14 protein-coding genes are annotated in these 19,627 nt (G+C 31.9%); all 14 read right to left on the bottom strand.

The features are described from left to right. Nucleotides 1-41: 41 nt before the first annotated feature. The gene (locus tag MOV42_RS03790) at nucleotides 42-560 is read right to left on the bottom strand and encodes an Hcp family type VI secretion system effector (protein ID WP_324172472.1); all 519 of its coding nucleotides are present in this window, start codon (nucleotides 558-560) and stop codon (nucleotides 42-44) included. A 114-nt stretch (nucleotides 561-674) separates the two neighbouring features. Then, nucleotides 675-3,020: a phospholipase effector Tle1 domain-containing protein gene (locus tag MOV42_RS03785; RefSeq protein ID WP_324172471.1), complete on the bottom strand. Its 2,346-nt coding sequence runs from the start codon at nucleotides 3,018-3,020 to the stop codon at nucleotides 675-677. After that, nucleotides 3,020-4,075 (bottom strand): hypothetical protein, encoded by a 1,056-nt coding sequence (locus tag MOV42_RS03780; protein WP_324172470.1) that lies wholly within the window; start codon nucleotides 4,073-4,075, stop codon nucleotides 3,020-3,022. Before MOV42_RS03780 ends, MOV42_RS03785 begins: the two co-directional genes overlap by 1 nt. After that, the gene (locus tag MOV42_RS03775) at nucleotides 4,065-6,947 is read right to left on the bottom strand and encodes a type VI secretion system Vgr family protein (RefSeq protein ID WP_324172469.1); all 2,883 of its coding nucleotides are present in this window, start codon (nucleotides 6,945-6,947) and stop codon (nucleotides 4,065-4,067) included. Before MOV42_RS03775 ends, MOV42_RS03780 begins: the two co-directional genes overlap by 11 nt. 116 nt (nucleotides 6,948-7,063) lie before the next feature. Beyond that, on the bottom strand, nucleotides 7,064-7,582 hold the full coding sequence (locus MOV42_RS03770; RefSeq protein ID WP_324172468.1) for an Hcp family type VI secretion system effector: 519 nt from the start codon (nucleotides 7,580-7,582) through the stop codon (nucleotides 7,064-7,066). Between the two features lie 122 nt (nucleotides 7,583-7,704). Beyond that, nucleotides 7,705-8,565, bottom strand: a complete 861-nt coding sequence (locus MOV42_RS03765) for a serine/threonine-protein kinase (RefSeq protein WP_324172467.1) — start codon at nucleotides 8,563-8,565, stop codon at nucleotides 7,705-7,707. Beyond that, a complete protein-coding gene (locus MOV42_RS03760) occupies nucleotides 8,562-9,245 on the bottom strand; it encodes a PP2C family serine/threonine-protein phosphatase (protein WP_324172466.1) in 684 nt (227 codons plus the stop codon). Before MOV42_RS03760 ends, MOV42_RS03765 begins: the two co-directional genes overlap by 4 nt. After that, complete coding sequence (gene tssM / locus MOV42_RS03755; RefSeq protein WP_324172465.1) at nucleotides 9,245-12,733, bottom strand: type VI secretion system membrane subunit TssM; 3,489 nt, start codon at nucleotides 12,731-12,733, stop codon at nucleotides 9,245-9,247. Before tssM ends, MOV42_RS03760 begins: the two co-directional genes overlap by 1 nt. After that, nucleotides 12,726-13,688 (bottom strand): type IVB secretion system protein IcmH/DotU, encoded by a 963-nt coding sequence (gene icmH / locus MOV42_RS03750; protein ID WP_324172464.1) that lies wholly within the window; start codon nucleotides 13,686-13,688, stop codon nucleotides 12,726-12,728. The genes tssM and icmH overlap by 8 nt, the downstream gene beginning before the upstream one ends. Nucleotides 13,689-13,703: 15 nt before the next feature. Beyond that, the gene (gene tssK / locus MOV42_RS03745; RefSeq protein ID WP_324172463.1) at nucleotides 13,704-15,035 is read right to left on the bottom strand and encodes a type VI secretion system baseplate subunit TssK; all 1,332 of its coding nucleotides are present in this window, start codon (nucleotides 15,033-15,035) and stop codon (nucleotides 13,704-13,706) included. Then, nucleotides 15,032-15,484, bottom strand: a complete 453-nt coding sequence (gene tssJ / locus MOV42_RS03740; RefSeq protein ID WP_324172462.1) for a type VI secretion system lipoprotein TssJ — start codon at nucleotides 15,482-15,484, stop codon at nucleotides 15,032-15,034. The genes tssK and tssJ overlap by 4 nt, the downstream gene beginning before the upstream one ends. A 104-nt stretch (nucleotides 15,485-15,588) precedes the next feature. Further along, nucleotides 15,589-16,905: a type VI secretion system-associated FHA domain protein TagH gene (tagH, locus tag MOV42_RS03735; RefSeq protein WP_324172461.1), complete on the bottom strand. Its 1,317-nt coding sequence runs from the start codon at nucleotides 16,903-16,905 to the stop codon at nucleotides 15,589-15,591. 1 nt (nucleotide 16,906) lies between these two features. Further along, a complete protein-coding gene (locus tag MOV42_RS03730; protein WP_324172460.1) occupies nucleotides 16,907-17,032 on the bottom strand; it encodes a hypothetical protein in 126 nt (41 codons plus the stop codon). Between the two features lies 1 nt (nucleotide 17,033). Continuing rightward, entirely contained in the window at nucleotides 17,034-19,622 is a 2,589-nt protein-coding gene (gene tssH, locus MOV42_RS03725; protein WP_324172459.1) for a type VI secretion system ATPase TssH, read from the bottom strand. Between the last annotated feature and the right edge of the window lie 5 nt (nucleotides 19,623-19,627).

The following is a 19,627-nucleotide window of genomic DNA, read 5'->3' as shown; positions in this document are numbered from 1 at the left end:
AAACTTATTTTCCGGGTTTCCCCGAAATAAAGTATAGGGGCTTACGCTCCTACACCTACTCTCCAGTCATCTTCTCCAGATGTACTAGCAGTTTCATGTCTCCAAGAAATCTTTCTGTAAGAAAAAGATACTATTTCAAGAGGCATAACTTGAGCCGCTGATGCACTCTCTTGAGATTCCATTGATGCATCCATATTAGTTATTACAGCATCTTCAAGAGTCATACTGTAGTAATGCTCAGGTTTACCTGCATATGAAGTTCTATACCATTTAAGTTCTACTTTCTTTAAAGTCTCACCTTTAGTTAGTGCATTATAAAGAAGTGGTGAACTTTTATCAATTAGTTTAGTAACAATCAATGGGTTGTGAGTTCTTTGACCTGTTGGCTGACCTGTAGTCGTATTTCGTGGGATGTTAATGTTGTGAGTAAATGCTTTTACTATCGCCTCATCTTCATGACCATTCTGATAAATATTACCTACTGATTCTGGTGTTGTTGCACCTTCTGTTATATTACCTTGTGTGCTACCTTCGATTGACATAAAAACTGGATTATCCATTTAATTTCCTTATAGTTAATTTGGGTTTTATTATAGTCTTTAAAATACAACAAACAACTTAAACTGTGAAATAATGAGTTATTTATGTTAAAAAGACTTTAGAGCTTAGATTTACTAAACATAATGTACATCACGCTTTCCATACAAGATATTTTCATCTCCGCTGTTTGGATGGTGGGCGATACCTGAAGTTGAAGAGTGGTGTAAGAACTGTGACTTAAACTTCTTTAAATACGCATCATCTAAGTCAAGTACCTTAGCCTTCTCTAATTCTTTCATATTTTTGTATGTTAATTTTCCAAGATTTTTCATAGGAACAAGTTTCTTTGCTTTTTCAAACATATATTCAAATGGTATTTGAGCATACTCTGCGTCAATGGATTTTCTGTACATGTAGATATAATATGTAGTATCATCTTCCATGTTTTCATCTCCCTCATTTTCCCATTTATCAATATAAAACCCATCTGCAATTTTTTTACTTTCAATATCTTTTAAAAACTCTTTTTTATTATTTATAAATTCAAATTTTGCATCTTTAACCCAAGAATATAATTTATTCCATTTCTTTAGTTTAGAAATGACCTTTTTATCAAAAGAAGGGTCTATATCATGGAAAAATTGTGTCGGAAGGTTACGAAGTTCATCATTATCATCGCCATACCCACCACCAACATCAGAGTGTGCTCCAAAAAACTCTTTCTCTTCAAAGTGCTTTGGTAGTTGCTCACTACTAGATGTTTTAATAGAAAAAAGGTCAAAGTTATATCTGTACTCTTGTTGAGCAGTTAAATGAACTACTCTTGAGACCTTTTTATGATGTAGTTTTAAATCTAAATCTTCAGCATCATTTTTTTGGATGAGTCCATAATGAGGAACCGTATCAAAAATACCTACAAAACGAAAAATAATTCTGTCAATTATAATCTGGTCTTTTTCATCATTTCCCTCTTTAATCAAATAGGGATAGAGATTTTCACCATTTTTACTAAGTTCATATTCTATATAAGTTTTACCTTTTTTATCTGTTACTTCTCTCTCAAACACGGTATCTAATTCTTTTGAAATTGAACCCACAAAATGTCTAGCTTCTGCTGCTCCACGAGAAAATCCAAAAACATCTAAAACTAAAGTATCAATATATCCTGTACTAAACCCTTTTAACTCTCTTCTTAAGTCTTTACAAGCCTGTTCAACCTTAGTAACAACGCCTGTTGAAAACATTGCAAGAGCTGAACCACGGAACACTTCATCTTCCTCTTTTTTACCAGTTTTTCTACTGTCATAAGTTCCAGCACCAGTAATGTAGAGCTTTTTTCTGTAACATTTGTAAAGATGCTGTTCTTTATGACTTGAATTATTTACTTGTGTGTTATACAAATCATACAGTTTAACAACATTAGTATCATCCCCTGTATAACTAGAATCTTTTCCACTTGGTAGAAGCTCATCAACAATAAACTCATCTACCTCTTTTGAATCTTCATCACGAAAATAATCATATATCTTATCAGCATCGTAAGAGACTTTGTCTTGCCACATTCCAAAAAACCAGCTTCCACCATCATACTTTTTTTCGGATATTGAAGTGTGACCATAGGAACCTATGTTTTCTTTTAGGTCTTTGAAGATTAACTTTAATACTTCAGATTTTGGAATATTTGGGTCATCAAGTTTACTTTCCCAACTTTCTTTTGAAAATGATTCCAAGCCAATAATTTCTTTTTTCTTATCTAAGTAAGATTTATAATCCAAACGCATCTGTGTATTAAACTTATTATTATTGGTTCCATCAAAAAAGAGACCACACTCAAAGCGGATTTTTGGAAGAAGAGCGACGATAGGGTTTTGCGCTTTTATAAGCTCTAACTTATCATCTTCACCTTTGTAACCATAAGCCCACGCTACCACTGCAAAAGCGTGATGTTTATAAGAACCTTCTGTTTTACCTTTTTCTTTTTGAATAAGTTTATGACTCTCTTTTGTAGAAAAAGGAAGAACCATTCGTGTTCTCATTGCACCTTTTTCCTTATGGGTAGCATCTAAGGTCTTTGCTTGTGCATTCATATGATAAACTTTTAGTAACCCTTCTAAAGAGGTGCTAGAACATGCAACGGATTGAACTAAGTTAATATGTTTCCCACTTTTAACAACCACCTGCTGTTTTATCTTACTTCGTTCACTTACTGCGTTTTCATCAATAGCAGATTTAACTAAGGGGGCATACTTACTTTTAATAGCATCCAGAAGAGACTCGTTATCTTTGTTAGCTTTTCGTAACTCTTGACTCTCTTTATATCCAACAAGCAAATAAGCCCATCGAATTTTTTCATTAAAAGAAGCACATTGAGCATTTGAGTCTGTACTCGCTTCATTTCCTGTTAAAGCTTGGGCAATTAATATCATAGCATCTTCGTTAAAGGCTACTGCTCCTAAGGCTCGTTTCTCTTTTTTTGCCATTAGAGTAATCCTTTCTTTCTTAAGTATTTTATAGCTTTTTGATTGCCCATAGATGCGGCTTTTTTGTACCAAAATACTGCTTTTTCATCATTATGGAAATGATACTTATATGCTATTGCCATATTCAACGCACCCGAACTATCCCCTTTTTCAACTATATCTTTATACAATTTAAAAGCTTCATCATATTCTTCAAACTCTACTTGATATATATATGCTAATCTTCCTATTTCATTTATTTTACCACTCTTAGCTTCTTCTCTATAACAGTCTAAAGCCCTAACCTTATCTTTAATTATTTCTTTATACATCAAACAAACCATTTGATTTTCATCTGCTTTTCTAAACCACATCTCCGCAGTTTTATAATCTTTTTTATCTCCATAATAAAGACCAAGGTTATGCATTGCCATCTTATTACCAAGCTTTGCAGCTTCTTGATAGTATTCCAACTCTTTTTCTCTATTATTTAAGAATTTTTTCATATAGGTATTTCCTAAGGATACCAACCATTTGTCCTTTTTCTTAGGGTATTGGATTAGCATCTCATTAAGAATTTCAATTCTCTTTTCGTATGCCTCAATTCTAAAATAAAAATTCGCTAAAAAACGCTTATTCCAATAAACATCTTCACCTTTTTTTATAGCTTTTTTATATATCTCTATGGTGTTACTTTTACCATAAACATTTTCCATCGTTTCATTAAGATGTTGCATGGCATCATCATAATCTTGCATGGCAGATTTTTTATACCATCGAAGAGCTTCTTTTTTATCATCAAGAGCTTCATCATAAATACCACCTAAGAAAAAAGCAGCTTTAGCATTACCTTTTTCTGCTGACTTTTTATACCAAGAGATAGACTTATCATATTCTTTATCTATTGCGTAAAATGATGCTAAGAAGTTTATATCTTCAATACTGTCTGTTTTTTTTGCTTCTTTTTCTAAACATTTCACAAAACTACTTTTACCATTGCCTACTTGACAATTTCCAACTTTTGCTTGGAGTACGCTAGTTATTACTAAAAATGCTAATATATACTTAAGAATCATTATTTGAAACTTCCTTTTCATCCTTAATGTCGCCTGTTGTTTTCTCTTCACTTTCAACATCATTACTCAAAGTAATAATAGCTGCATTTTCAGGATTTCCTTCGATATAAGCTTTAAAGAGAACATCTCTAACTTTCTCTTCTTTTAAATCGTGTGTTATCTCTGTTTTTCCATTTAGCTCTGATTTCTCTTTTCCGTTAATGTTCCAACGAATTTTTGCTTTTTCATCTTCTTTAATATCTTCAACATTTAATGTTGCTTCACATTCTACTGAACCATCTTTTATTTTTCCTACATGATAAATATTTTCTACTTCAAGATAACGCATAAGTTCAGTAACTTCATATCCCTCTTCAACTGCATCAACTACAAATGCATGAGCATGTCCGTGTTTATAGATATTCTCTTTTTCTAGTGTAACAGACATTTTTAAACCTTTGCTGTTAATGGTATCGTCTGTTGGGTTATCTGTTAATATATCTTTATTCTCTTGGTCATTGTTTTTAATGAAGTACCAGTTGATTTGTGCCTCTTGTGTTGTTGTAAGTTCTGTTGTTTCACTCCATGCACCATCTTCAAACTTTTCTACACTTGCTGTGTATGTTAATACTTGGGTAATCTCATCTTGTTTAGTAATGCTTGCTTCCACTTTTGTAACTCTGAGTTTATTATAGAGTGGTTTTTCTATTTTAGCAATAGCAATTTTACTCGCTGTTACTCCTGCATTTCCTGAGTCAGTATCAACTTTTGATGCTTTTAGATGAATCCCTCCTCCATCTACAGTTAGAACACTTCCACCACACTTTAGGCTTATTCCATCACTTGCTTCTATTTCTACAGTTTCAGCTTCTTGTTTAATTGTTTTTGCGTTTAAATGGTAAGAGCTTGTTATTTCAATCCCAAGTTCTGCTTCTATTTGTAAAAATAGATTTGCTAAGTATTTCTCTTTTTGGTCTTTTTCTATATAGTGAGTTACTTGACCTTTTATCCTTTGGATAAGATCTTGTTCTATGATTGTTTTTTGATTATTATTGATGATGGTGTTAGCATCTTTAAGTATATGTATCTCTTGGTCTTCTTTGATTGTTAGTATTTGCTCTTTTTCTATTGTCTTTATCTCATTACCTAGTATATTTACTTTCTTATCATTTCCTATTGTTTGGGTTGAATCGTTTTGGACAGTGAGTTCTAGGTCATTATCTATGATTGTTTTTTTATTGTTTGCTATATGTGTATTACTATTGTTTAGTACATTTAGTTCATAATCATTCTGTGCTCTTAGGCTTAGTAACTCTTCTCCTTGTTTATCTTCAAAGAGTAGTTCATTATATCCCTCTTTATCTTCGTATTGGGGTGTTGTTTGGGTTTTTATAAATGACTTTGTTTTTTCTTTTGGCAGGTTAAATGGATGTCGGTTCTCTCCATTGTGCAAAGCTCCCGTTATTATTGGTCTATCTATATCTCCATTTATAAAGCTTACTATTACTTCAGAGTTAACTCTAGGTAAGAACTGTACGCCATAGCCATCTCCACTATAGATATTTGAGAGTGGTACATAAGCAGAGGTAGGTCTCTTTTCATCAAAGTGAAATATTACTTTTATCTCTCCTCTTTCGTTTACATCTATTTCATTTGCAAACTTTGAAGTATCTTTATCTGTATTTGAAACTATTGCTGTTTGTATAGAGTGGATTCGTGGTTTAGAAGTAATTACTTGTGGTCTATATATAACTTCACTTGGGATTGCTATGAACTCTACACTGTACTGTGCTTGTTGTTCATCATCTGCAACTTGAGCATACTCATCTAAGGCATTTGGAAATGTTGCTTTATACTTTACACTTAGAACAATTACTTGAGTATTCTTATGTCCTTTAATATCTTTTAGGTTTAGAACTACTCCATCTTTAACACTTAATTCTTCTGAGTTTCCTAGAACTCTAATACCTTGTGAAAAACCTTGCTCTGCATCTATCTTTGCATAACGAGAGAGGTCTTTATACAGAGACTCATCTAGTTTATCAAGTCTATCACGGAGAGTCTCTTTTTTTATATCTGAGCGTAATTGGGATGTTACTTCATTATCAGCAAAAGTATGACTATGCATTACTTGTCCTGCTTGTATATTGAAGTCTAAAGAAGGCTTTTTATTTTCATAATAGTCTTGTGCTTGTGCTGATGTTGAAAATGTTTTAACTTTATTATATGTACATTCTATAATTTCTGTATTTAGTGGAGCATGTTCGTTTAGTTCACACAGGGTAACTGTGTATGGATTATTTGAAGATGCATCTATTAGAAGGATGTAACCTTCTTCTTCACACAACATTTTAATAAATTCAAAGTCACTTTGTTTATACTGTGTACAAGTATGACGCTTTGGTATAGTTTGAGTATCTATTTTTACATCAAGTTGAATATTTAGTAGTACTGAATATTTTGCAATGATAGATGAAATGATATCAGGTACATTCATCTCTTGATAGACTTCATATCTTTGATTAAGTGAAAGATAGTGTAGAGGGGATACTATTTTTATTTGGTAAAGCTTTTTTCTTGCTACACTTCCATTCTCTTTAGCTTCAATGATTTTTCCATATATCTTTTTAGAGTTTAGTGGGCTTGTTTCATCTCTTAAGTGTAGTTCTGTCTCTGTATCTACTATATCCTCTACATTTATCTCTTCATCACTTATGAAGGTAAGTTTATATTCGTATCCAGTTAAGATTGAACTTTTACCTTCTAGTTCATATACGCTATAGGAGTCTCTTCCTTGCATAATAGTATCTGCTTGATTATATTCAGATAGTTTTAGTTGGGCTGAGATTCGTTGGTGGATTTTACTGTTCATGGGAGATGTTAGTTGTGACATTTTCTACCTTTTAAAGATACTTAGATACTTAATAAACTTTGGTATGAAAAGTACTAAAATGTACTTTTCACACTAAAATTTATTTTCCGGGTTTCCCCGAAATAAAGTATAGGGGCTTACGCTCCTACACCTACTCTCCAGTCATCTTCTCCAGATGTACTAGCAGTTTCATGTCTCCAAGAAATCTTTCTGTAAGAAAAAGATACTACTTCAAGAGGCATAACTTGAGCCGCTGATGAACTCTCTTGAGATTCCATAGATGCATCCATATTAGTTATTACAGCATCTTCAAGAGTCATACTGTAGTAATGCTCAGGTTTACCTGCATATGAAGTTCTATACCATTTAAGTTCTACTTTCTTTAAAGTCTCACCTTTAGTTAGTGCATTATAAAGAAGTGGTGAACTCTTATCAATTAGTTTAGTAACAATCAATGGGTTGTGAGTTCTTTGACCTGTTGGCTGACCTGTAGTCGTATTTCGTGGGATGTTAATGTTGTGAGTAAATGCTTTTACTATCGCCTCATCTTCATGACCATTCTGATAAATATTACCTACTGATTCTGGTGTTGTTGCACCTTCTGTTATATTACCTTGTGTGCTACCTTCGATTGACATAAAAACTGGATTATCCATTTAATTTCCTTATAGTTAATTTGGGTTTTATTATAGTTAACTCAATACAAAAAATAACTTAAAATATTTATTTTTGTATTTTTAAAAGGTTTTTCGATTAATATGTTTCGGATATACTCACTTTAAATACAATTATTAATATAAACAATAAAGCGAGTATATAGAGGTATTTTTTCTGGTCTGAGATTTGGATTATGGCTTAACATTTTTTTAAACCAAGCTCTCTGAATTAATGGTATTTTTTCAAGATTTTTTCGACCCAAAGGTTTAGTTGCAAGTTCACGAGAAGAGTTTTTAAAAGGGAGTTCCCCCGTATATAGTTCATATAAAACACACGCTAATGAAAAAAGATCCGTTTTATATGAAGCTGCTTCACCTTCAAATATCTCAGGGGCAGTGTAAATTGGATTATATGCATTATTTTTTTCAATAGCTAAACTAAATGTTTTTTTGGTGCCCACATTTTGTGAGATACCAAAATCAAAAAGCTGAGCATTTCCATCTGCTGACATCATAATATTTGTAGGATTAATATCTGCATGGACTATACCTTTATTATGCATATATAAGATTGCTTTATATAAAGATGAGGCAAGATTATGCTTCATCTTTATGTCAATTTCATGTAAAGCAATATTTACAAGTAAATCACCTTCAAGTTTTTGCATAATTAAATAAGGGATACTTGATTCTTCATCAATTCCAAAGTCTACTGCTTTGACAATATTTTCATGATGCAAGGAATTTAACAAAGAGTATTCAGAATAGACAAAGGCAGCCACATCTTTTTTATTGGCAATTTCAGATGATGGAATTTTTATAACAAGGTTTCTCGTATCTTGAAAATACTGAGAGTATATATCACTTACATCATAAACTTCACTTAGTCCACCCTCTCCAATCTTTTTATCCAATGTATATCGTTTATTTAACATGGCATTACCACTTAAGATTAGTTTATACTTACTTTTAAAAGTACTCATACAGATTGTACACTCACTAATGTTGCAGTAAGATTATCATCGGCAGTACCTTCCAATACTTTTGAACTCATATAATCCATAGCACTTTCTAAGGGATTAATTTGCATGCCTTCTTTTATGATACTAGTAGAAAGATTATCATAAAAACCATCACTACATAAAAGAAAAATATCATCTCTTTGTATCTTGAATTTTTTCACTTCTAAGGAGAGTTCTCCTGGTGCGCAGAGTGCTTTAGTTAATGCTTTTCTTTCACCTTCTCCGTGATTTATACTACGAGCATGATCCTGAGTCACAAGAGAGAGAGTGTTGTCTCTTACTATGTAACATCGACTATCTCCAGAATGAATACTAACTGCTTGGTCACCTTCAATTAGTAAAAGTACCAAAGTTGTTCCAATCACAGCATCATTTCCAAGCTTGTGGACTTTTTTTTGTAAAATACGATGTATATTATAAAATTGAGAACTAATTGCTTCAATTTTTTGATCAAGACTACCGTTAAGTTTTACATGTTCAAATATATCTGTTACCAGATGACTAGCAAAATTTCCCTCTTGATGTCCACCCATTCCATCACAAACAATCCAAAGTTCTGATTCATTATTAGTAAAATATGCATCTTCATTATTCATCCTGATATGCCCAGGATGTGTAAAAGAGCAACTAATACACTGCATTAAAGACCATCCCTATTAAGTTTAAATCTTCTAAGAGGATTTGCTTTTGTAAAAACTTTTACGGCCATGCCTGTTAAAGTAAAAGAACCGCTATATCTATCTTTTTTATGTTCAATAATTATAGAATCAGTTCCTCTTCTTATTTTATGCCCTTTTTTCTTGAACTTATCAACAAGTTTAAAGAAGGCCCATTCTCCATCTTTTATATCCTCAACCACTTTCTTTTTTTCAAGGTTGAACATAGTAAATTTAGCGACATTATTTAAACTTTCAGCTGGCCATATAACCTTTCTTGATTTAATTGGTCCATGTTCATATGCTATATAGTTTTCATCATAGTGAAATTCCATCCGTGATAATTTTCGTCCTAGTGCATGTGGTTTTAGATAAAAACTTGTACCTAAAAAATCACCTTTACTTGTAAAAAATATCTTTCTTATAGATTCAACATTTAGCATTGCATTCATAAAGTCTTTACTAATACGCATATTACTGCCATCAATAGTTCTATACTTATAAGTTCCTCTTCTCGTATTGAGCTTAACAAAAGTAGATACATAATTTTTATAAAAAGTATCTACTATACCGTTTTTCTTAAAAAATTCCTCAAAGTCTTGAACTCTAATATCATTTTTTCTACTACGCTTAACAAGTGGATAACGCCCTTTAATCTTATCATTATAGAAGCCTAAAACCTCTTGTTTATATTGATTACTAATATGTTTTTTCGTTCTTGATAGTAAATATTCCCAATCATTTTTAAGTGCTGTCTTAAACCACTTATCAACAGGTCTTGGTAGAGCAGAAATTTGCATAATAATCGGTTCATGACGTCCTGACACTCGGTCTGTTACAATTGTATAAGCATCTTTTTCAGGTGTTACTGAACCATAAATTGCCGTCATCTCTTGATAAACTGTATTGAGTTTTAAGAGTGCAGTTTCTAATTTTGGGGTAGGTTTATTATCTTTACCTAAAAGGTTATTGTAGACCGAAAAATATTCTCTAATATTTTTTACATTAGTATTTTTTATAATTTTCTTTGCTTTTTCTATAGCATTTTGAGAAGCGATTGAAGCAGCTTTACCACCTTTATGCGTTGCATCTACTTTTATTTGCAGTTTCTCAGCAGGAGTATATATAAGAGTATTCTCTTTAAGCATATGAAGCACTCCAATAATTGGTGAAGTTCCTGATGTTAAAACTGTTAATTGATTATTAATTTCAGAAATTGATTTATAATTAGGAATTTTAAGTGAACTTAATGCAGCTACCCAATGCTTTTTATAATCAATAAAGTAATGATTTTGTACTTTTGCATACATCGCATTTAACTCTTCATCAGTCAATTCTGTAGAGTATCCAACCACCCAGTTATTTGCCACAAGTTTTTTTATCAGCTCTTTACCATCAGCAATAATAACATCTTCAAAACCTTTTTTTGTATAAAACCCTGGAACAATATGATCACTTCCTTCAAAGGCGGAGGCATAAGAACCCAATGCTTCTGAAAAACGAAAGTCTCTTAAATTTTTATCTTTTGCCTCATTTTTCAACTCTTTATATACAAGTGCTTCTTGTCCAAATTCTAAAAGCTGTTTTCTTGAAATTGCTAAAGTTTCTTCTCTGAGTTCATATGGTGAGAAGCCATAATCAAGGAGATTTGAAAAGTGCATATTTAAGTCATTTTGTGTTGCATTCATATTTGGATATAAATGTGACCATGCTGTTGCCAACCAGCCTATTAAAAAGTCCTTATCACGACGCTCTTCATTTTTCAACATGGTGTACGCTTTTATACTCTCCCAAGTTAAATCATAGTCACCTATACTTGCTGAAACTTGTTCTTCTATAAACTCTGCAATACGAGGAAGTAAAATATTTTCTAAAGCCTCTTTATAATGATCTTCAATCATTTTATTTCTATCGGAAACTTTAAAATAAGCAACTTTCCAAATGCTATTGCTCATATTATCTTTATTTTCATCTTGAAGCTTTTTAATCTGATTCAAAGCAACTAAAATTTCTTTAAAATCAGATTGATTTGAAATAATAGCGCGAGTATTATCATATTTGAGCATAGCTTTTTCAGATTTATCTAAAGAATCAAGACGTGAATTAAAATCTTGAACCCAATAGATAATAGCAATAGCTACAATCAAAACAGATGCAACTAAAGCTCCTATATGCTTGATTCTTTGATTCTTTTTATAGTTTGTATCCATCTTAATAATATCCGCTTCAGGAAATATAATATCGGAAAGAACCTTCTGAATAAACATCCCTTTTTGTGGTTGAATAGATGCTAATGTACTCTTTTCAAACTCTTGGGAAACTGGTACTTCATTTCCATTAGGTACTGAAGTAAAATAGATACCACGAAGCATTAGTGGTTTACGATATCGCGTTTGAGCAAAACCTATATCCACAAACATATTAAGTTTTTCAAATAGTGCTGAGAACTCATTACAAAATAGTAGAATTTTCGATCTTGCATCTGTATCCCACTCTCTATTCACTTTATCTAAAACTGCACTATTTAGTCTTTGAAGAAGGGCTTCAAGTTCTGGTTGAATGACAGAGGTATCTATACTATTTTCATTCTCATCAAAGGTAACACCAAGGACTTCTTCTTTTTCTTCCTCACTTATACCTGTAAAATACTCTTTAAATCCCACGATATTGTCCACTTTACTAACTAGAAGATAAATAGGAATATTAGATACAAAAGCATGAGAAATCTCATCAAATCTATCACGTAAATCTTTTGCATATTGTTCCAACTCTTTTTCATTTTTTTCCATAAGAGTATCTACACTAATAGTTAGTACAATTCCGTTAATAGGACGTTTCCAACGTTTTCTACCAAAAAGTTTTAAAAATGACTCCCATAAGATTAAATCTTCTTCAGAACGATTATTTGAGACATAATTACCTGGCATATCTACAAAAATAGCATGTTCTGCAAAATACCATTGAAATGATTTTGTAGAGCCTACTTCTGTAACACTGCGATTGTCATAGTTAATATTTAAAGGAAAATCTAAACCTGAATTTTCAAGTATAGAGGTTTTTCCTTCTTTACCAGAACCAACCATCAAGTACCAAGGAAGCTCATATCCTGCTATCTGTTTATTCTTATATATACTAGAGTTTTTAAGAATACGCATAGCTTCATTAAAACGTATTTTAAGGTCTTGAACTTTCTCTGAAGTAATGCTAGAGTACTCCTTCTTTCTTTTTAACTGTTCTCTAATATTGCGAATCTTCTGTTTAAATTCATCTTTAACAAACAGTGTATACAAAAGCAAAGACAGGATAGTTCCAAAGAAAACACTCAGGCCTATAAGCATTCTAAGAGTTAAGCTTTTTAATGATTCAAAAAGATAAGGTGAAACAAAAATTATTAAAATTGTTGTAATAAACGCGATTAGTATAATCCAAAAAAATGGGTTTTTAAATAATGAGGATTGTTTAATTTTACTCATTTAAATCCTTTATAATAATTGTTTTTGGTACTTCATTTGTAGGTTCTGTCATACCAGGAATAAGTATCTCTTCTGTTACTTGAATAAAGGATGTATTATCACTTATTTGTTCTGTAGTATATTTATTATATTGTGTCTTAAGTACTTCTAGAACCCTGTTTTCTTTATTTACAAGAGAAAAAGTCAGTATCCCATACGCTAAAGAAAGCATTAGAGCAATACTAATAGCTAAAATTTGATAAGAAGTTTTATATATAAGATAGTTACTTTTGGATGATACTTTTTGTGATGCATAAAAGTTTTTAGTCTCACGTACCTCCATCATCTTCATTTGTCTAAAAAGGCTTTCACGAATAGAATCAAGTTCCATCTTTCCTTTATTTTGGATTCTATATTTTCCCTCAAAACCAAGAGAAAGACAGATATACATCAATTCTAAAAGATCTATATACTTGGCAGGGGCGCGAAGAAGTTGTTCCAAAATTTGAAAAAACTTATCTCCGCCATATGTTTCATTATAAAAATGACCTAGAAGACTAGAGTTTGCCCAATTATTATCTTTACCCCAGTAAGTTGTACATATAATTTCATCAGAAAAGGTACATAATATATAACGCGCGAGCATAACCTGAGAATTATCAATACCTTTTTCATTGGCTGATTCAGTAAAGAAATTAATATCTTCTATAAGCAAAACTCTCATATCTTGAAGCTCTCCAATCTCATAAGAATTTTGAAAACTATCAATTTGTTTAAAAATATCAGAAGATAGAAATAAGAAGCTATTGCTTGTACCTTCATATATATTTTTACTTGTATTATTTTTCAATTTAGCACGTGAAATCGTGGTATTTTTAAAAGTGGAATAAGACTCTTGTTCTTGATTGAAATTTGTAAGAGTATCTGTTCCACTTGAAACTGCTACTATCATTGTTTTATTAGCTACTGAACTCATTATTTAGTCTCCATATTAATCATTACGAATCGCCCAAAGGGTATACTCTACATTTGGAAGTTCACCCGAAAGGTGAAAAGCAAATCCACCAGAACGAACAAGTTTTTCTTTATCTTCCTGTTCAAGTTCTACTTTAAAATAAATATAATTTACTTTATATGGAATTTGTCTTGGAGCCGTTGCTAAAGGCTTAAGTTTGAAACCTCCAAGGTGGTAATTAACGAGATCTCTAATAGTCTCTATACTTCCCATCTTAAGATTAGAAAGAAGCAGTTTTTTAAGCTGGTCTTCTTCAATATCTGCTTTGACAGCAAATACAAAACTTGAAGAATTAATCATAGACTTTTCTGCAACTTTAGATGTATATATTCCATATTTTTGTTTTTCCACTGGAAGTGAAATACTGTTCTGCTCTAAGACCATACTAAGCATGTCATTAAGTTCTGTAATAACCTTGTTGAAACTCTCACCCTGATACTCATGATCATACACAAATTCTTCAATAATTCTCTTTTCTTTTTTCATAAATACAGCTAACTCACCAACTAAAGAAGTCAGTTCGAGAAAAAGTTCTGAAGGGTGAATTCTATCTTGAGTAAGGTAATAATGTAGACGGCTTTTAGTTTTATTTAGCAGTTGAAGCATAAGGTAATCACCTAGTTCTGTTGCTTGAACATTTGAATCACTTAATTTTTCAGAAAGTTTTTCAGCTCGATAGGACAGTGTACTAACCAACTCATTTATTTTACTCAGAAGTGTATCGGAAGCATGAAGATGAAGATAAGTCGCTATATAAGTTTCATCTAAACTTACAATTCCGCTAACACTTACATCTCCAATATTTCCTATTTTCATATTTACATAACCCTCATTAATCTCTTCTTCTAAAAGAAGTTTAAAGTTATAACGTGCACTTAAAAGACTAGTTTCACTCATTTCACCAGCATTGCTATTGGGTACATTATCAATATTCTCCGCTATTAAACGAGTTAATCTATTTGTTTGTTCTTTAAAATGAACTTCATCGCTATTATGCATAGTAATAGGCAGTGCAAGATAAAATTCTTTAGATGCATCCTCAATTTTTATATCTAATCTCAAGGAATCAACTTTAGAGCTAATATAAAAGAGTGTACCATCAGGCATTACTCCAGAAGCACTATTGATAACAATTTTGCCTGAAGTTAGATGATGAGTATCTATATCTATATCAAAAAAACCCCAAGCATTAGAACTTAGCTCTTTTGTTCTAATCATTAATTCATCTGTAAAGTACCTATCACTTTGCTGAAAATGTTGAGGACGAATAAAAAGTCCCTCTTTCCATACTACTCTATGTTGTATCACTCTGCTTCCTTAATTCTGTATTTATTAATTTCAAGCTCTACAGAATTATGTGTTTTATCTTCTAAGTTAATTACGTATCTCCATGTAGAATTAGAATCTAAGTTTCTAAAGTTTCCAATAATCCCTAAAAACTTTGCCTTATCATTGAAAATAATTTTATAATGCTGTTTTTCACTCGGTAAAATAATATGTTTGTTTTGAGAAATTAAATCACTATTTAACCTATCCTTACCACTATCTAGAAGTGTCCAATAATCAAGTTTTGAGAATTGTTCAGCAGAGTCAAGCTCATAAAAATTAAGCATTAAAGGAGAAGAGACATTATCACTATCAAGGTTAATGTTATTGCTACTTTTTATCACTAAATCTAAATGTGTCGGTTTACTCGCACATCCACTCATTGCTACTAAAATCGTTGCACTTAGTACTATCTTTACTATATTTTTCATTATCTTTTTTCCTTTAATTATTTTAGAATTTATGTATCTTTTGCTTTTATATTATTTAAGTAATATGATAAGCCTCACCTAATATCACTTTAAACATACTACACTTAGATGCCTTGCCTTGTGCTAACTGTACGAAGCTTTAAACTATATGAAATATTTTCATACTCTTTTTTAAAATCTTCACGAATCATCTCAACACCATCTTCAGGATGTTCCTTAAGCGTATTAAACATTTCATTGTAAGCCTTCCAACAAAGTTGCTGCTTTGGCAAAACACCACGAAGTGCTCCTGTTAATTCAAATCTATGTTCAAGATTTTTTGGTGAAAATTTTGCCATTGCAATATTAATAACATTTTTACTTGAACTATGTAGAGCAATACAATGAGAGTCTATTTCATTAAATGATTTTGTAATAGCATCTGACACTTTCATCATCCCAAGTCTAGAACCTTGTTCATTATTTTGTAAAAGCTTTGCCGCTGCAGAACCAAGTTTTACTGGATTGTTATCAACATCCAGATGAGAGGTTGATAGTTGTAAATCTTGTTTCGTTTTATCTTTGAGCTGAAGAGAATTTTGTAGTGAATCAAGTGTATTATTAATAACATCACCTATATCTGCCATCAATAAATCTCTTTCTTCTTGCTCTAGGTTATTAATATTGATTCCAAGTTTAGCCTCTAAAATGGCAACAGAGGTTGCTAGTCCCGCATCTACTTCTATTGAAACTTTTTTTGTTGGAGTAGGTTTTACTTTAGACTTAGTATAAGAAGGAACAGTAATATGTTCTTCAAATATTTCCTCTTTCGTTTCAATCACTGCCTCTACAGGTTCAGGTACAGATACATTTATAAAGTCAGACATACTAATATCTTCAGATGCTACAGACGAAGGTATATCTTCAATAATACTTATTACATCTGTATCACTAGGATTTTCTTCATCTGCTGGGATAAAACTATTTGAGCTTGACGCAAAAAGAAAATCCTCATTAGGGATAATATCATCACTTATATTGGCTTCTTCAAAAGCTTCAATCACATTACTACTTTCACTAGTTTCTACAAATGGACTGATAATATCATTTTCAGAGTAATCATTATTTGTATAACGAGCTTGTAGTTCGTGGTCACCAATAATAAAAACATCAGAAGCATTAATCTTTACAGGATGTCCTTTTGGAAGTTTTTTATAAGGATTTTTCAAAAAAGTACCATTTGTACTCTCATCTTTTATAAAATAACTTCCGTGTTTACAAATTATATGAGCATGCACTCCGGATATGTAAGAGTTTTGGTCTGTTAAGACCCAATCATTTTCTTCCATTCTACCAATGCTTCCACCCTCTTCTTCAAAATGAAAATTACGTTTTGCAGGAATGTTTTTACCATTTTTTACAATATCTAATACTAATTTCATTTTATTTCTTTTGTATTTCTTGTTTTTCAGGCATTGCCTGATACAGTGGCTTATAATTCTCTTGTATTGACGCGCATCCAGCGAATACAATTAATGTAAATGTTAATGTTGTTAGTGTAAGTTTCATTTTATTTCCTTTTTATAGTTGATTTGTTTATTTCACGAGTACTCTTTACAGAGATTTTATTGTTTTTGTCCAAGTAGAGATTCACAGTCTTTAAAGAGCTTTGCTCGATTGTACACTCTAAGATTGTTTTAGATAAAACTGGCATAATATTGGTATTGATTATAAGATCAATATTTCTAGCTCCAGTATCCATAGCATTTGATAAGAATACGATTCTATCAAGAAGCTCTTCCTCATACTTGAATTTTACTTCTTTTGCTGTGAGCTGTTTCTCAATAAAATTAAGTTTTAGTTTTACTATTTCTTTTAGTGCTACATCACTTAAATTTATATAAGGAATCACATTCATACGACCTAAAAGTGCAGGTTTTAAGTAAGAAGATAGAGTTGGAGTAATAGCATTTATTAGATCTTGCATTTCAATATTCTTATCTTCCGCACATAAGCTAGTAATTTCTTGCGTTGCAAGATTAGAAGTCATGAAAATAACTGTATTCTTAAAATCTATCTCTCTGCCTTCTCCATCATTTACAACACCTCTATCAAAAATTTGATAAAATAAATTTAATATATCAGGATGTGCTTTTTCTATCTCATCTAAAAGAACTACTGAATAAGGTTTTATACGAACAGGGTCAGTTAGTTGTCCGCCTTCTCCGTAACCTACATACCCTGGAGGTGAGCCAATTAGTCTTGAAATTGTATGTTTTTCTTGAAACTCTGTCATGTTGATAGTAGTTAAAAACTTCTCTCCTCCAAACATTAATTTAGCCACATTTCTTGCAGTTTCTGTTTTACCAACTCCAGATGGACCTACTAATAAAAAAACACCTGCTGGTGATTTTTCATTTTTCATACCTGCAGTTGAAATCTGTAAAAAAGTACTTAGATGAGATAGTGCCTCATCTTGACCAATAATTTCTTCTCTTAATTTTTCATCTAAACTTAATACAAGTTTTGTTTGTTCCTGCACCATTGAACCTAATGGAATTCCTGTCCATGAAGCAATGACTTCAGCAACTTGTTCAAAACTAACATTTTCAAAAATATAAGTTCCCTTCTCTTGTAAGGCTTTAAATTTAATATGTTCTTTTTTAAGTTCAGTCTCTTTCCCCTCTTTACGAAATTGCATGATTTTTTCTAAATGCATTTTTTGCTTTTGCCAAGAAGTTTCTACTTTGTTAGCTTCTTTTTCAAGTATCTTTTTTTCTTTCTCTAATATCTTGATTTTTTTAGAGTAATCTTTTACTCCATGTTTTGCATCTCTGTCATATGAAGTTATTGTACGGTTAATAATTATAATTTCGTTCTGAATTTTTTGTAGAGCAAAAGGAATATTAGATTTTGATATTTTCACATTTGCACAAGCTGTATCTAAAACATCAATTGCCTTGTCAGGGAGTTGACGACCTGTAATATAGCGTGCTGATAGTTGAGCAGCCGCTACTAGTGCTTCATCTTCAATGTAGACATTATGCTCATCCTCATACTTATCCGCAATACCTCGTAAAATAGTAATCGCTTCATTAACACTAGGTTCCATAAGGTCAATTTTCTGAAAACGACGAGACAGTGCTGGATCTTTTTCAAAATACTTTCGATACTCTAGCCATGTAGTTGCTGCTATTGTTCTAAGATTCCCACGAGCCAGAGCAGGTTTTAAAATATTTGCGGCATCTGATCCACCTTCATTTCCCCCTGCCCCAATTAAAGTATGAGCCTCATCAATAAATAAAATAATAAATTCAGCACTATTTTGAATCTCTTTAATTACAGCTTGAAGACGTCTTTCGAACTCACCTTTAACGCTAGCACCAGCTTGAAGTGCCCCTAAATCAAGCGAAAGAATCTGTGCATTATAAAGATAGTCAGGTACATCTTTGTTGACTATTTTAAGTGCAAGTCCTTCTACAATTGCTGTTTTACCTACACCAGCTTCACCAACTAAAATAGGATTGTTTTTTCTACGACGGAGAACAATATCGATTGCTTGTTTAATTTCCTCATCTCTACATAAGACAGGGTCTATTTTTCCGTCCATCGCTTGCTGAGTTAAGTTGGTCGTATATTTTTCCAATTCATTCGCTATGGATAAATTTCCTTTTTGTGTCGCTGTTATCTTTTCAATTGCCGCACTATTGAGTCCTTCTAAAAGTGATTTAACTTCCTTTATAGAAACATCTGCAAATAATTTAAAATATGAAGTATTAGCATAACGAGATGCGTTATCAAAAATAGACAAAATAAGTGCTGTTTCACTAATCTCTAATACCTCTAAGGTTACATGAGAGATGATATAAGCATCTTCAAGCCATGTAATTAAAAGAGGTGATAAAACGGGACTAGCACTCTCACTTGAACTAATTTTTACACCATGCTGAAGAGCTTCTTGCATCTTTTGTTGTGAAATATCGTATTGAGTAAGTACAGCATTTAAAACACTTTTAGGATTTTCAAGCATAACATACAAGAAATCTTCAATAAGAACCTCATTACCACCACGCGAGACACATCTATACCCTGCATTTTCTAAATCTGTTTTTGTCAACATATCCATTTTTTGGATCAACTTTGGTAATTCTAGTTTCATTCTTT

It is taken from the genome of Sulfurimonas sp. (assembly GCF_029027405.1).
GTDB lineage: Bacteria > Campylobacterota > Campylobacteria > Campylobacterales > Sulfurimonadaceae > Sulfurimonas.
The sequence above is the reverse complement of the archived record's forward strand: the minus strand, read 5'-3'. Positions and strand labels throughout refer to the sequence as shown.